Source organism: Anaerovirgula multivorans, from assembly GCF_900188145.1.
Lineage (GTDB): Bacteria > Bacillota > Clostridia > Peptostreptococcales > Natronincolaceae > Anaerovirgula > Anaerovirgula multivorans.
In genome coordinates this window covers 167,988-184,413 of the sequence record NZ_FZOJ01000002.1, presented here as the reverse complement: position 1 = coordinate 184,413, position 16,426 = coordinate 167,988, and the positions used below count along the sequence as shown (strand labels likewise).

The 16,426-nt window shown below is 34.0% G+C and carries 13 protein-coding genes; all 13 read left to right on the top strand.

All coding sequences use genetic code 11. The features are described from left to right. Nucleotides 1–37 precede the first annotated feature (37 nt). The gene (locus tag CHB72_RS02990; protein ID WP_089281390.1) at nt 38–847 is read left to right on the top strand and encodes a 5-deoxy-glucuronate isomerase; all 810 of its coding nucleotides are present in this window, start codon (nt 38–40) and stop codon (nt 845–847) included. Between the two features lie 20 nt (nt 848–867). Next, nucleotides 868–2,808: a 3D-(3,5/4)-trihydroxycyclohexane-1,2-dione acylhydrolase (decyclizing) gene (gene iolD / locus CHB72_RS02985; RefSeq protein ID WP_089281389.1), complete on the top strand. Its 1,941-nt coding sequence runs from the start codon at nt 868–870 to the stop codon at nt 2,806–2,808. 170 nt (nt 2,809–2,978) lie between these two features. After that, nucleotides 2,979–3,875: a myo-inosose-2 dehydratase gene (gene iolE, locus CHB72_RS02980; protein WP_089281388.1), complete on the top strand. Its 897-nt coding sequence runs from the start codon at nt 2,979–2,981 to the stop codon at nt 3,873–3,875. Between the two features lie 378 nt (nt 3,876–4,253). Further along, entirely contained in the window at nt 4,254–5,093 is an 840-nt protein-coding gene (locus tag CHB72_RS02975) for a sugar phosphate isomerase/epimerase family protein (RefSeq protein ID WP_089281387.1), read from the top strand. A gap of 233 nt (nt 5,094–5,326) precedes the next feature. Beyond that, nucleotides 5,327–6,343, top strand: coding sequence for a Gfo/Idh/MocA family protein (locus tag CHB72_RS02970; RefSeq protein ID WP_089281386.1), 1,017 nt, complete (start codon nt 5,327–5,329; stop codon nt 6,341–6,343). A gap of 34 nt (nt 6,344–6,377) precedes the next feature. Beyond that, nucleotides 6,378–7,247 carry a sugar phosphate isomerase/epimerase family protein gene (locus CHB72_RS02965; protein ID WP_089281385.1) on the top strand — a complete coding sequence of 290 codons (870 nt, stop codon included), beginning with the start codon at nt 6,378–6,380 and terminating at the stop codon, nt 7,245–7,247. A 309-nt stretch (nt 7,248–7,556) separates the two neighbouring features. Next, on the top strand, nt 7,557–8,282 hold the full coding sequence (locus CHB72_RS02960) for a GntR family transcriptional regulator (protein WP_089281384.1): 726 nt from the start codon (nt 7,557–7,559) through the stop codon (nt 8,280–8,282). Between the two features lie 732 nt (nt 8,283–9,014). Further along, nucleotides 9,015–9,185, top strand: coding sequence for a hypothetical protein (locus CHB72_RS26965; RefSeq protein ID WP_207652477.1), 171 nt, complete (start codon nt 9,015–9,017; stop codon nt 9,183–9,185). A gap of 48 nt (nt 9,186–9,233) precedes the next feature. Further along, nucleotides 9,234–10,043, top strand: coding sequence for a Cof-type HAD-IIB family hydrolase (locus CHB72_RS02955; protein ID WP_176431163.1), 810 nt, complete (start codon nt 9,234–9,236; stop codon nt 10,041–10,043). An 870-nt stretch (nt 10,044–10,913) separates the two neighbouring features. Further along, nucleotides 10,914–11,663 carry an HAD family hydrolase gene (locus CHB72_RS02950; protein WP_089281382.1) on the top strand — a complete coding sequence of 250 codons (750 nt, stop codon included), beginning with the start codon at nt 10,914–10,916 and terminating at the stop codon, nt 11,661–11,663. Nucleotides 11,664–12,150: 487 nt separating this feature from the next. Next, nucleotides 12,151–13,995, top strand: coding sequence for an ABC transporter permease (locus CHB72_RS02945; RefSeq protein ID WP_089281381.1), 1,845 nt, complete (start codon nt 12,151–12,153; stop codon nt 13,993–13,995). 2 nt (nt 13,996–13,997) lie between these two features. Next, a complete protein-coding gene (locus CHB72_RS02940; protein ID WP_089281380.1) occupies nt 13,998–15,113 on the top strand; it encodes an ABC transporter ATP-binding protein in 1,116 nt (371 codons plus the stop codon). A gap of 90 nt (nt 15,114–15,203) precedes the next feature. Further along, nucleotides 15,204–16,412 (top strand): ABC transporter substrate-binding protein, encoded by a 1,209-nt coding sequence (locus CHB72_RS02935; RefSeq protein WP_089281379.1) that lies wholly within the window; start codon nt 15,204–15,206, stop codon nt 16,410–16,412. The last annotated feature ends 14 nt before the right edge of the window (nt 16,413–16,426 follow it).

The following is a 16,426-nucleotide window of genomic DNA, read 5'->3' as shown; positions in this document are numbered from 1 at the left end:
ACCCTGTCCTCCCTAAAAAAAGTAAGGAGGAGGAGAAATGACAGAAAAAAAAGATGTGCATATAAAATCACAAGGAGATTTACAGTACGGGTTTAATAGTATTACACAAATGGATGGTGTAGCCAGCAACATGCTGATGGACTTTGGTATTTACAAAATGAAAAAAGATGAAGTGATTACCAACAGTGCAGCACTAGAAAGAGCATACTTATTAATGCAGGGAGAAGTAATATTTGAATGGGAAGGCAATAAAGTAGAAGCCAAAAGACAATCCCTATTTGAAGAAAGTCCTTGGTGCCTACATTTACCTAAGGATGTAGAAGTTACTATTACTGTACTAAAGGATGATACAGAAATCGCTTTACAACAAACCACTAATGACAAAATCTTTGCCCCAAAGCTATATACTCAAGAGGAATGTAGAAGCGAACAGTTTGGTGCAGGAACATTAAACGAAACTGCAACAAGAACTGTAAGAACTATTTTCGACGATAGAAATGCGCCTGATGCAAATCTTGTAATAGGTGAAGTCATCAATCATCCAGGAAAGTATTCCAGCTATCCTCCGCATCATCATCCACAACCAGAAATCTATCATTATCGTTTTTATCCAGAGGGAGGCTTTGGATTTTCATGCGTAGGGGATGATGCATATAAAGTACAGAATATGGATACAGTAGCTATCCCAGGAGATTTAGTACATCCTCAAACTGCAGCACCAGGATATGCAATGTATTATCTATGGATGATTCGTCATTTAGATGATAGCCGTTTTGGTGAAAGAATTTTTGTTGATGAACACAAGTGGCTACTTGATCCAGATGCTAAAATCTGGCCAGATAAATAGAAAAGTAGGAGGGATAAAGAATGAAAACCATTCGTATGACAATGGCACAAGCTCTTATAAAATTCCTTGACAATCAGTATGTAGAAGTTGACGGAGTTGAACTAAAATTTGTAAAAGGTATTTTCACCATTTTTGGACACGGTAATGTTCTAGGGATAGGGCAAGCTTTAGAGCAAGACCCAGGAGAGTTGATTGTACATCAAGGAAGAAATGAACAAGGTATGGCACATGCAGCTATGGGGTTTACAAAACAGCTTAACAGAAAGCAAATCTATGCATGTACATCGTCAGTAGGTCCAGGAGCTGCTAATATGATAACAGCAGCAGCAACAGCAAGTGCTAATAGAATTCCTGTACTGTTCCTACCAGGAGATACCTATGCCACAAGACAACCAGACCCAGTTTTACAACAAATTGAACAGTATCACGATCTAACCATTAGCACCAACGATGCATTCAAAGCAGTGAGCAAATACTGGGATAGAATTTCAAGACCAGAACAATTGATGACAGCGTGTATCAATGCTATGCGGGTATTAACAGATCCAGCAGATACAGGGGCGGTAACACTAGCCCTGCCACAGGATGTGCAAGGAGAAGCTTATGACTATCCAGACTATTTCTTCAAAAAACGAGTGCATAGAATAGAAAGAAGACCAGCAACTGCAGAAATGATTCAAGATGCAGTAAAATTAATTTCCAAGAAGAAAAAGCCAATGCTAATTTGTGGTGGTGGTGTCCGTTATTCAGAAGCTGCTGATATATTTAAGAAATTTGCAGAAAAGTTTAATATCCCCTTTGGAGAAACACAAGCAGGGAAAAGTGCAATCGTGTGGAGCCATGAGTTAAACTTAGGTGGTATTGGTGAAACAGGTAGCTTAGCAGCAAACACCATTGCTAAAGAAGTAGATTTAGTGATTGGGGTAGGTACAAGATACACAGACTTTACCACCTCATCAAAATGGTTATTCCAAAACCCAGAAGTAGAATTTGTAAACATTAATGTAGCAGAATTTGATGCTTACAAATTAGATGCTGTAAAAGTAGTAGCAGATGCTAAGGTTGCATTAACATCATTATATGATGGATTAGAGAAAGTAGAGTACAAAACAGGATATATCAATGAAATAAAAGAAGCAAGAGAAGCCTATATTGCTGAAATTGACCGTGTGTACGCAGTAGAATACACAGGAGAAGGCTTTGTACCAGAAATTGCCGACCATATTGACAGAGAAGCTGTTTTTGGAGAATTCCAAGAGTTAACAGGATCCTGCTTGACCCAGTCAAGAGTATTGGGTGTCCTAAATGAAATGCTATCAGAAAGTGATATCATTGTAGGCGCTTCAGGCAGCTTACCAGGAGACCTACAACGGGCATGGAGACCAAAAGGAGAAAACACATACCATATGGAATATGGATATTCCTGCATGGGCTACGAAGTAAATGCTTCATTAGGTGTAAAAATGGCAGAGCCCGATAAAGAAGTATACACCTTTGTAGGAGACGGATCCTATATGATGCTGCATTCAGAACTACCAACTTCTATTCAAGAAAGACAAAAAATCAATGTTATTCTACTAGATAACATGACCTTTGGTTGTATCAATAACCTACAGCTAGAGCATGGAATGGACAGCTTTGGAACAGAATTTAGATTTAGAGATGAGGCAACAGGAAAATTAACTGGAGGATTTGTACCTATTGATTTTGCAATGAATGCCGCATCCTATGGCTGCAAAACCTATACAGTAAAGACCATTGAAGAACTGAAAGCAGCGATCATAGATTCAAAGAAACAAACAGTTTCTACCTTGATTGACATTAAAGTATTACCAAAGACAATGATTCATAAATATAATTCATGGTGGCGGGTTGGTGTGGCAGAAGTATCAGAAAGTGAAAGAATTCAAGGAGTTTATAAGAATTTAAGAAAAAATATTGATAAGGCTAGACATTATTAATCTTGTATTATATAAAATGAGACTTAATTCAGAGGGAGTTTTTACTCCCACTGAATTGTAGCCGAATTTACTTCGAGGATGTAGTGCTTGATCTCCCGCTTGAAGAAGCGGGAGTCTTAGCAATACACCGAAGGATAAATCAGCAGATAACGAATTAGGAGGAATAATCAATGTTAAATAAAGATAAAGTAAAACTAGGAATCGCTCCTATAGCATGGACAAATGATGATTTACCAGAATTAGGTGGAGAAAATACTTTTGAGCAGTGTGTAAGCGAAATGGCTTTAGCAGGATTTACTGGAAGTGAAGTAGGCAATAAGTATCCAAAGGATCCAGTAGAACTAAAGAAAGCCCTTGATTTAAGAGGTATTCAAATTTGCAATGCATGGTTTAGCTCCTTTTTAACTACAAAGCCATTACAAGAAACTGTTGATGAATTTATAAAGCATAGAGACTTCCTACATGCTATGGGAGCAAAGATGATCGGTGTAGCAGAGCAAGGCCATAGTATTCAAGGGATGATGGATGTTCCAGTATTAACTCAAAAACCAGTATTTACAGAAGAAGAATGGGAAAAATTAGCTAGGGGGCTAGAAGAACTAGCAAAACTGGCAGATGAAAAGGGTATGTTAGTTTCCTATCATCATCATATGGGTACAGGAGTTCAGACATTAGAAGAAGTTGATAAATTAATGGAGATGACAGATCCAAAGCTGGTACACCTATTATTTGATTCAGGACACTTTACTTTTTCTGGTGAAAATCCAGAGGAAGCATTAAGAAAACATGTTAACAGAGTGAAGCATGTTCATTTAAAAGACGTTAGGAAAGAAGTGTTAGATAAAGTGAAGGCAGAAAATTTAAGCTTCCTTCAAGCAGTGAAGGCAGGAGCATTCACTGTGCCAGGAGATGGAATGATTGACTTTGAACCATTATTTAAAATATTACATGAAAACAATTATGAAGGATGGTTTGTAGTTGAAGCTGAACAAGATCCAGCAAAAGCAAATCCACTAGAGTATGCAATGAAGGCAAGAAAATATATTGCAGAAAAGACAGGTTTATAACCAGCAGTAAATTAAATCAATTCTATAGTTCAATAGCTTAACAAACAAAAATGAGGTTAAATATAATTTAGCCTCATTTTTGTTTAATCCCAAAAAAATAATCAGAAAATTTAATATTTTGTTGCATTATTATAAAAGTTCATATATAATATAAAAAAAGAGCCCGAGCACGTAGGTTCTTGAAAACTTAGAAAACGTTTTAATTTTATAAAAGTGAGACTCAAATCTTTTTTTTAGGCATAAAGTGCCCGAGCACTTAGTGACGAAATAGCAGATTTTTATAAAGTCAAAATTATGCCATAGTCAATAAAGTAAGTTCAATGAATAAAAAGAAATTTTGTTAATAATAATATCAAATTGTGCAGGAGGAATGTAATAATGAAAATGTGTTTTAATCAAGCAACAACTATGGAGAAATCTTCATTGGAGAAGGATTTAGAGTTTTGCGAAAAACATGGGTATGATTTAATTGAAATTAGAACAATGGATAAGTTAAAAGAGTATCTTGAGACTCATACTGTTGAAGAACTTGCAGAATACTTTAAAACTCATCATATTAAACCATATGCTTTTAATGCGCTAGTATTTTTTAACAATAGAGATGAAGCTGGTCACAAAGAGATCAAAGAAGAACTACAGTACATGTGTGAAGTAGGACAAAAAATTGGTTGTAAAAACATCGTTGTAGTACCATTAGTTGGTGAAGAAAAATTCACGAAAACCCAAATTAAAGAAAGTTCTGTTAAAGTATTAAATGAATTAGCAAATATTGCTGAGAAATATGATATCAGACTTGCAGTTGAGTTTGTAGGACATCATCAATGTACAATTAACACTTTTGGTCAAGCATATGATATTGTGCAAGCTGTAAACAGAGACAATGTGGGTATTGTTTTAGACTGCTTCCATTTTCATGCAATGGGATCAAGAATTGAAGATTTACAAAAAGCTGATGGATCAAAAATATTCTTGTTGCACATTGATGATGTAGAAGATTTTCCAATTGGTTCATTAACAGATGCTGATAGATTATGGCCTGGAGAAGGTGTAATTGATTTAGATTCAATGCTTAGAACCCTTAAAGAGATTGGATACAGTGAAATGGTATCTATTGAGCTATTCAGACCTGAATACTGGGAATGGGATATAGAGAAAGCAATAAAGGTAGGTAGAGAAACAACGATAGAAGTTGCAGGCAAGTATTTTCAATTCAAGTAAATATGATAATAATTTCATTCTAAAAAAATCTCCCCTTTTCGTAACCAATAGGAAACTATAAACTTTATAAAATATGGATAAGTTATAGTTTCCGTTATTGGTTTTAACAAAGCAGGTGAGCATAAATAGATGACTATAAATGAAATCAACCTTTGAAGTTGTTGAAGCAAGGTTTTGATACAATGATTATGAAAAGTATAAAGTTATTATAATATTGAGGAGGCGTATATTCTATGACATTAAGAGTAGGAGTAATTGGTACAGGAGCCATTGGTCAGGAGCATATCCATAGAATTACCAATAAATTAACAGGTGCTAAGGTTGTTGCAGTGATAGATGTTAATAAGGAACAAGTCCAAGCTGTAGCAGAAAAAATTGATGCAAAGATTTACGAAACAGGACATGATGTTATTAAGGCTGAAGATGTTGATGCCATTATAGTAACCTCTTGGGGACCTACTCATGAAGAATTTGTGTTAGCTTCAATTGCTGCAGGCAAACCAGTATTTTGTGAAAAACCATTAGCGGTTACAGCAGAGGGGTGCAAGCGAATCGTTGACGCTGAGATAGCTCACGGTAAAAAATTAGTTCAGGTAGGTTTTATGCGTCGTTATGATGAATCCTATCGTCTATTAAAAGAAACCATTGACAATCAACGAATTGGTGAGCCTTTAATAGTACATTGTGCACATCGTAATCCATCTGTTCCACAAGGTCTTTATTATGGTGCTATGCCAATTGTAGATACCTTCATTCATGAAATAGATGTATTACGTTGGTTGCTAAATGATGATTATGTTTCTGTACAGGCGATTTCACCTAGAAAAACACGAGACGCTGCTGAAGATTTACAAGATCCACTTATGGTTTTATTAGAAACAAAAAAGGGTATTAGAATTAATGGAGAGATATTTGTAAACTGTAGATATGGGTACGATATTCAATGTCAAGTTGTAGGAGAGACTGGTGTAGCAAATTTGCCGGAGCCAATGAGTGTGCTTATGCGTAGTGAAGCAAAGCTTTCAACGGATATACTAGTAGACTGGAAAAAACGTTTTATTGATGCCTTTGATGTTGAAATTCAAGAATGGATTAATGATACTCTAAAAGGTGAAGTAAATGGTCCATCAGCTTGGGATGGTTATTTTGCTGCAGTAACAGCAGATGCCTGCGTTGAAGCTATGGAAGCTATGAATTCAGGTAAGATCGTTCCAATCTCTATGCCAGAATGTCCTAAATTTTATCTTTAATCAATTATCTTTAATCAATAGGAGGTATAGAAAGATGAAAATTGCATTTGATCCAGATGTCCTTAGACAACAAAATATGTCAATAACTGAAATGGTACACAACATTGCAGATATGGGATTCAAATATATCGAACAATCCCCACATCCTCAAATATTACCATTTTATAAACATCCAAAGGCAAGTAAGGAAATTGTAACCGAGTATAAAAATGCCTTAAAAGAAACGGGGCTTGAGATTTCTTCTCTAATTACTGTTTACAACTGGTCAGGTCCTGATGAAGATCGTCGTCAGGCTGCTGTGAAAAATTGGAAACGAGCTATTGAAATTGCTGTTGAACTAGGTGTTAATGTAATCAATACTGAGCTTGCTGGCGATCCACATCAGCCGGTTATTTGTGAAGAAATGCTTTACCGATCCATAGAAGAACTTCTTCCAATTCTTGAAAGAGAAGGTGTTCGAGTCGACATTCAATCACATCCTTATGATTTCTGCGAAAATAACAATGAAACAATTGATATTGTAAAATCATTTCGAAGTGATTATATAAAATATCTTTACTGTGCAGCTCATACATTCTTCTATGATGATGGTGTAGGTGATGTGGAGATGATGCTTGATTATGCTGGTGATGATTTAACACATATTATTGTGGCTGATACTTTAAATCACACGAAGCACTGCCGTTACATTGTTAACCCTCCAGGTGTTAGTGCTGCAGTACATCAGCATGTAGGCATTGGAGATGGAGAAGTGAATTTTGATGCTTTTTTTAAGAAACTTCGCCAGATGAAGTTTGGGCAGAGAAAAGATGCAATCGCTGCAGTTTCCTTATTTGGATTCCCAGAAAAAATGCATCAAGCAATTGAGGCAAAAGAAAGAATTGAAAAAGAATTACTTGGCTAATCTTGTATTATATAGAGTAGCAGATCATGGGTACAAGCGTTTATATCAAAAACAAAACAGGTTGATAAAATGAGACTTAATTCAGTGTGAAACTGGGAGTCTTAGCAATACACCGGAGGATGAAATAATAGCTCTTTTTATAATGAAAGTCCCGTTGTCTACAGACAACGGGACTTTCATCTCTTATTTAATAATTTTCAAAAATATGATTGGTATGATTGGATAGATATAATATTTTCGTAGTTCCATTTGTCACAAAATTATGATATCATGAAAAAAACATGCAAAAGGAGTTGGGTGGAATAGATTATGATTCCTAGTTACTTAAAAATAAAAGAAGAAATTGAAAAAATGATAGAAAACAAAGAATTAGCTATAGGAGAACGATTGCCATCGGAGTATGAAATGGCAAACTATTTTAATGTTAGCAGGGATACATTTCGATCAGCAGTTAAACTGTTGGAGCAAGAAGGTAAGCTATTAGTGAAGCATGGTATAGGAACCTTTGTTATTAAGCCATTATCTAGTATACCTAGCAGTCTTGAGAAGTTGCAGAGTATGAGTAGTATGATTCGAATAGCAGGACTAAAGGAGGGAGAAACAAAAGAAGAAATAACGAAGGATCAATGCAATAGGGAATGGGCAGAAGCACTGGATATAAAAGAAGGAACGTCGGTTATTATATTGGAAAGAATAAGAACTGCAAATGACGAACCTGTAGCTCTAACCATTAACATTATCTCAAAAACCAGCAATCTTGGGAGAGTACTTGAGCAAAAAGGATATCTATCTGGATCACTATTCACTTTTTTAGAAAAAGAGTGCAATATCCATATTATTAGAGCTGACACTGAAATAATCGTACCATCAAAGAATGATGCAAATATAAAAAAATTACAAATCACCAAAGATACACCAGTATTATTATTAAAGCAAGTTCATTACGATGAGAGAAACAAACCAATTTTTTATGCATTGGATTATTTTAGAAATGACATATTTAGATTTTGGATTAGAAGAGAAAGGATAGAATGATTAATAGAAAATTTTATACTTTATAAGATTACTAATGAATCATAAATTTCCCAATATGCAGCAAGATGTAACAGAGAATATGAGAAAGATTTCAAATAAAATTTTAAAAAATTTAAAACAATTGACGCAAATTGTTTTTTTTATGGTATACTACAAGTAGAGATGTCTATACATCATACTAGAGGTTTTTTATTGAGAATGACAATACACTGTACAAAGATAAGTACTGATATTTTAATAATTAGTCTAAAAGGAGGTGACGTATACTTTTTTCTAAAAGGCATTAAAGGCAAATAAGTCAGAATATTATACTAAATAAAATGATTCTTATTTAAAAAGGGGGATTATAAAATGCTTGGAAAAAGGTCAAAAAAGTTTCTAGGATTGGTGCTTTTACTACTATCAACCACGATAGTAACGATTGCATGCACATCCAGGGATCTGGGGAATATAAAGAACTGACCGTGTATACTGCTTTACCTGACACAGAGATACCTGTCTACTTAAATGTCTTTGAAACGGAGACGGGCATTCAAGTAAATTATGTAAGACTATCTGCTGGGAATATTTCAGAGGATTTAATGATAATGTTAGGCAATATACAAAATCAGGCTCAGCTCCTGCTAAAAATGTTGCATTAGGTGAAGCATCTATTGGTATCGTTTTTTCCCATGATGGATTAGAACCTTCAGCAGAAGGATATCCAGTTTAGATGGAAAATTAAGGGAGTATATGAGGGACGAATTAAGAAAGTTACAAAGAAGACTAGGGATCACCAGTCTATATGTAACCCATGATCAGGCAGAAGCTATGGCTATATCAGAAAAAAATGGAATGTTTAATGAAGGAGAAGAAGTAAATGTACAATTGGATTTAGACTCTATTCGATTATTATCGAAGTAAAAAGGTATAAAAAAACACAAAAATTTCATAATTTTGGGGGACGAGATAGTGAAATATAAGTTAATTGTATCAGATATAGATGGAACACTGATTTGTAATAAAAAAGAAGTATCAGAAAAAACAAAGGAGCTTGTAGACCATTTTAAAAAAATGGGGGGAAGTTTTACAATCGCTACAGGAAGAATGGAGGCAGCAATTCAACCGATTATTAGTCAGTTAAACATTGATATCCCAGTTATTGTTTATAATGGTTCGGCAGTAGTGAATACCATTACCAATGAAATCATCTATGAATCTAAACTAGATTATGATTTAGCAAAAATAGCTCTTAAGATTTGTAAGAATCATGATTTAGATGCAATCTTATATCTGGATAGAAAGGCATATATTAATAAAATGACACCTTCCATAGCTAAACATGTAGATAAAGAGAAGGTAGGATGTATAGAAGCAGGAGATCTATATGAATTTTTAAAGGTGGCCCCTACAAAAATACTATTTATTGGAGAGGAGAAAGGATTTCACCTTTTTATCAGCCACCTGCAACAAATCACAGAAGTTCCTTTGAATTTTATTTGCTCAGAGCACAATTATCTTGAGTTACTACCAGCGGATGCATCAAAAGGTAGAGCATTACAGATTTTAGCAGATAAATTAGATATATCTATAGAAGAAATCATTGCTATCGGTGATGAGAGAAATGATATCTCTATGATTGAAGCTGCAGGGTTAGGTGTAGCTGTTAGAAATGCAAAAGATGAATTGCAAAAAAAAGCAAATTTCATTACATCCTACGATTGCAATGAAGGGGTAGAAGAGATTCTATACAAAGTAATCAATAATATGGAGATAAAATGAGACTTAATTCAGAGGGATGGTTTTTCCTCTGAATTGTAGCCGAATTTACTTCGAGAATGTAGTGCTAGACTTCAGTCTAGTGAAGCAGTAGGCAAAAGCAATACAACGAAGAATAAAGGGGGTAAATGATGATTTCTAATTACGAACTGGTAGTGAGGTTACTATTATCAGCGGTCATTGGAGGACTCATTGAATAGGGATACATATAAAATTATTTATTTAAAGAATAAATTTCAAAAAAATTTGAATTGGATTGGAAATTGAGTTAAGTAATTATCATATTATATAGTTTTTCTTACCAAATTTAAAATAAATAGATGTTGACAAAATTGGAACTACATGGTAATATCTACTTAAACGTATAAGCAAATCAGGAAAATTTAAATTTAACAAAAAAATAATCCGAACATTATGTAAAATATATTATTTGATATGTTGATAAAATCAGTGAAAATTATTTCTTGTCAAATAAACTAATATGAATTTGATGATAAAAACATTTTTATCATCAACAAGAAATATAGAAGTGATCGATAATAAATAAAATTAACGAAATTAACTTAAACGTATAAGTGGGCTATTTCATTGGAATTCAGATGAGGATATCAATTTAGTTGATAGGTAATAGCTTGCCAGACTTTTTTATATAGTCAAACAACTTCTTCACTACTTAAACTCAAAATTTTGCTTATCAAAACCCATTACTTATCTTTAGAGCTGATGATTTAATTATTTTATATTATTTTTCAGTTGATTGAACATGAGTGATCAGATGTATCAAAAAATATTTATTGGTTCACTTATACGTTTAAGTTACAAAATAAGTTTTCAAAGTTTAATAAAATTACACCGTAAAGGGGGGATATTTATATGAAAATTAACACTGTTTTATTTGATATGGGAGGAACTCTAGAAGACATTTCTTTTGATACTGAAAATAGATTGAAAGCCTCAAAAGACTTAATGGAGTATTTAGATAAAAAATCTATTCCTCTGAATATTTCCTTAGAAGAATTTTTTGAAATATTGCAAAAAAGAAATAATGAGTATGCTTCATGGAGTGAAAAAACATTTATTGAAGCATCTCCCTGTGATATCTGGTCAAAGTGGCATCTAAAGGATTTTAACATTGAGGAAAGAATACTTAAAGAGATAGGTGAGGAACTTGCAGTAATGTGGGAGACAAAGTTTTATAGAAGAAAGTGTAAAAAAGAAGCTCCTGAAATGCTAAAAAGTTTAAAAGATAGGGGGTATAAGCTTGGAATTGTAAGTAACACTTCAAGTCAAACACAGGTTTTCAGTTCGTTGGAATTATACGGAATAAAAGAATATTTTCAATGGGTCTCTCTTTCAAGTATTCATGGATATAGAAAACCAAGGATATCTATATTTACTGAGGCGCTGGAAGCAATGGATTCTATTCCTAATGAAGCAGTATATGTAGGAGATACAATCTCAAGAGATGTTATTGGTTCGAAGGCTGCTGGATTTGCACTAGCAATACAAATAAAATCGTTTTTAACTAATCTAAAGGATACAAATGTCGGAGATCATGGAGCTGATTATGTAATAGAGGATTTAAATGAAATTGTAAATGTTTTGGATAAAGTAAACAGTTAACTTTTCACCTATTATAATATTTGAGATTCAAATAATTATTAAAATCAATAAGAAATTTTATGAAAGTAGAAGGGTACTTAGAAGATCCTGCAATACATGCTTGTTTTATAAAGAGATATTCCTTTATTCATATCCTTATAATGATTTCCTAAATGAACTATGGTTTAAAAGGGAAGCTAACTTACCTATAATATAGCATTTAGGTTACTTTTCTATATATTATTGATGATATAAGCATTTTGAAAGATTACTAAATGTTATGTTATTTGATTCATGAAAAAAGGAGTATAATGCCTAAAGTGAAGACAATTACCATAAAAAGCTCCTTTTTTCCCCCTTGATCAATGGTAGCAATTTTTTTGAATAAGCAAGAAAATGGACTTTAAGACGATGTTGCATATGAGAAATTGACTGAATACTCAAACTTTAAAAGGGGTTTTTATTAATTATAGAATTTAAATTTTTAAGTGGGGGGAGGATTCAAGTAATGCCAAAGTTGAGTACAGATTTTTCAGGTAAAACAATCAGAACATGGAATAAAAACTTCTACAAAAATACTTTTATATCATTTTTTACAAACCCATATAAACTAATTAGTATGATAACCCTTATGCTTTTAACATGTCTTATCATCATGCCTTTATGGGAGATACTCACTACTACTTTTAAATGGAGACAAATTGATTTGAGGGAAGTAAAGGATGCGGTTCCAGGGGAATTTACCCTATATCATTGGAAAAATTTATTATCTAGCAACATAAGTCAATCCTTATTTTACAAACCTATGGCCAATACTTTATTGATATCTATTACAGTTTCATTTTTCGCTATTAGCTTAGGGTCAATCATGGCATGGCTTATCGTTCGTACTGATCTTCCTTGTAAAAAACTTTTCACCTTTCTAATTATTGTACCTTATATGCTGCCTTCTTGGTATAAAGCAATGGCATGGCTAGCAGTATTTAAAAATGATAGAATTGGTGGAAATCAAGGACTTTTGAATTATATTTTCAATATTACAACGCCTGACTGGCTTGCTTATGGATTCGTACCAATTGTACTTATTCTTTCAATCCATTACTATGCATTTACCTTTCTTCTAATGTCCTCTGCCCTGAGTTCTGTTGGAGGAGATTTAGAAGAAATGGCGGAAATTGCAGGAGCAAATAGGTTTACTATTCTCAAAAAAATCACACTTCCCATAGTACTTCCAGCAATATTATCTTCTATTATACTTACTTTTTCAAAGGTGATTGGAACATTTGGAGTACCTGCCTTTTTAGGACTAAAAGTCAATTACTATACGATATCAACTATGCTGTACTCCAGTATGCGCAATAGACAAACAGTTCAAGCCTATATACTCAGTATATTTTTAATACTAATTGCTGCCTTAACAGTTTATATTAATCAGAGGGCAATAGGAAAAAGAAAAAGTTATACTACAATTGGAGGAAAAGATACAAGAAGAAACCTGTTTGAATTAGGAAAAATGAAAAACCCAGTTGTCATCATACTTTCTACATTCTTAGTTTTTGCTGGGATAATGCCCCTTATATTAATGATTCTTCAGACATTTATGCTTAAGGTTGGAGAATTCAGTTTAAGTAACTTCACAACTCATTTTTGGATAGGTCAATCAATTCCAGCTATAGGGGAAGGTGAACCTGGAATATTAAAAAATCCTGCAATATGGAGTTCTATTAAAAATACATTCAAATTAGTAATAAGCTCTTCAGTCATAGCTACATTCGTTGGATTGATACTAGGATATATTATATCTCGAGGCAGAAAAAAATTATCAGGAAGAATAATAGACCAGTTGTCATTTACGCCGTATCTGATACCTTCAATTGCATTTGGTGCTATATATCTTTCAATGTTTTCTCAGCCCAGATTTATAATGCCGGCACTGTATGGTACATTAGCCCTATTAATATTAATAAGTGTTGTTAAATACCTTCCCTTTGCAGCAAGGGCGGGGACCAGTAATATGATTCAAATAGGAACGGAACTGGAGGAAGCGGCTGCTATTGAGGGTGCATCCTTTATGAAAAGATTTTTACGAATAATGATGCCTCTTTCTAAACAAGGTTTTCTAAGCGGGTTTCTACTGATATTTATTAGTGCAATGAAGGAGCTAGATCTTATTGTATTACTTGCAACGCCTTCTACAACTACGCTCACTGCTTTAACATACGCATACTCTGATACAGGTTTCCGACAGTATGGAGATGCGATGACTACTATTATTGTTATAACCATCATAGTAGTTTATCTGTTATCAACAAAAATTGGAAAAGCCGATATGTCTAAAGGAATAGGGGGATAATCATGAGTCAAATAGTGCTTAGCGATATAAATAAATATTATGATAAGGTGCATGTTTTAAAGGACGTAAATTTAGTTGTAGAGGATGGAGACTTCATGACCCTTTTAGGCCCATCAGGATGCGGGAAGACTACTACGCTAAGGGTTATAGCAGGTCTGGAGAATCCTCAAGAGGGAAGAATTACCATAGACAATAAAGAGGTTACTAATGCTATTGAAGCATATTATGTACCACCATCAAAACGAGGCTTAAACCTTGTATTTCAAAGTTATGCTTTGTGGCCCCATATGACAGTAAAAGAAAACGTTTCTTTTGGATTGACAATTAAGAAGCTATCAAAGAAATTGATAGAAGAAAAAGTAGAAAATGCTTTGAAAAGAATGCGGATCTTTGAATATATGGACAGATATCCTTCAGAATTGTCTGGAGGTCAGCAGCAAAGAGTTGCAATTGCTCGAGCTATTGTTTCTGAACCTAAAATACTTCTTTTAGATGAACCTCTCTCTAATTTGGATGCAAAGTTGAGAGTTGATATGAGATCGGAGCTAAAAAGACTTCATAGGGATCTAAATACTACAATCATATATGTTACTCATGATCAGGTTGAGGCACTAACAATGTCAACGAAAATTGCTATATTCTTTGAAGGCAATCTTGTGCAAGTAGACACACCTAAGAATATCTATAACAACCCTGCAAGTAAAAAGGTTGCTGACTTTATAGGAAACCCTAGAATCAATTTTATTGAAGGGAAATGTACAAGAATAATAGAGGGTTTAGAAGTAGATAGTATTTTAGGAAAAATGAAATTTTACAATAATAAATTGCTGAGAAAAAATATGGAAAGCATTAAAGAAAAGGTGATCATGGCACTGAGACCGGAACACGTGAATATCAAGAGAGATCTATGTGATGGTGGCATCGAGGGAAAGATATATTCTATATTACCTGCCGGATCTGAAACATTAATTCAGGTAGATATCAACGGCACACGAATCATGGGAAAAGTAATTGGGCAAGAAGATTTTGACTATGATCAAACAGTATGGTTGGATATCGATTCTAAAAAAGTAAATGTTTTTGAGCAGGAAACAGAAAATCTAATTGTAACAATATAGTACGGAATAGGTGTTAGTGGCTGTCTATTGGTTTGAATGAAAAATAAATCCTAGGATTTATTATAAAAAAAGTAGAAGGGGGTCAAGGTTATGAAAATGGGAGCCATTAGAGTAAGGACAAAATTACTAATCACGGTTGTTTTACTAATCGTTATGATGCTTACAATAGTAGGATGCGGAGAAAAAGCTGTACAACAGGATATTGATGCAACAAATTCAGGCAATGTGTCTGAATGGTTGGAAAATGCGGAATTAGATAAAGATTTTACAGTAGAAGAATTATATGAAAATGCAAAAAAAGAAGGTAAGGTTGTAGTATACTCCATGTCAAGTAGGATAAAAACAATAAAGGAAAGTTTTGAAAAAGAATATCCTGGAGTAACTGTTGAGGGTTATGACATGAGAATGGCTGAAATATTTGAAAAAACTGAAAGAGAACATGCAGCTGGCTTGAATAATGTCGATGTACTGTTTGTAAAAGATTCCGATGGAGCTATGGTAAACGAATTTATGAAGACTGGTATTTTACACAAATATATTCCAAGTGATATCGGCGCACAAATACCTCAGGAATATCATAAATATGCATTTGCTCCTTATATTGAAATGAAGCAGGTTTTCTATAATACAGAGGCTTATGAAACCTGTCCAGTAACGAACTGGTGGGATTTGACAAAATCTGAATTCAAGGGAAAAATTATGTTGGCAAATCCTATATCTACAGCAGAGAACATGGGACTATTTATGGCAATGATACAAAACGCTGATGAAATGGCAGTAGCCTATAAGGAAGCCTTCGGTGAGGAAATAGTTCTTGATGGAACAGAAAATGCTGGATATGAGTTTATGAAAAGACTTGCTGCAAACGATTTAATTCTAACCAACTCAGATTCGGAAGTAGTTGAAGCTATAGGAGCACCAGGTCAAACAAATCCTCCAATAGGCATTGCGGTTTCCTCTAAGCTAAGAGATCGATCAAAGGGTCTAGAGATTGGTACAACTTATGAAATGGAGCCAAGATTTTCTGTGCCCGCTCCTGCTTACTTGGTTATTGCTGATCATGCTCCAAACGTTAATGCTGCCAAACTATTTATAAGATGGGTAGGCGGTGAAGCAGATGGAGCTGGTGAGGGGTTAGATCCTTTTAGAGTAGTAGGTTCATGGCCAACTAACGAGAATATCCCTACTGAGGAAGAAACACCTCCTCTGGATACTTTAAATGTATGGGATTTAGATTTGGATTTTAATTATGATCATCTTAATAAAATTAATAATTTCTGGATATCTGTACTTAACTAATTTAAATAGGGGAA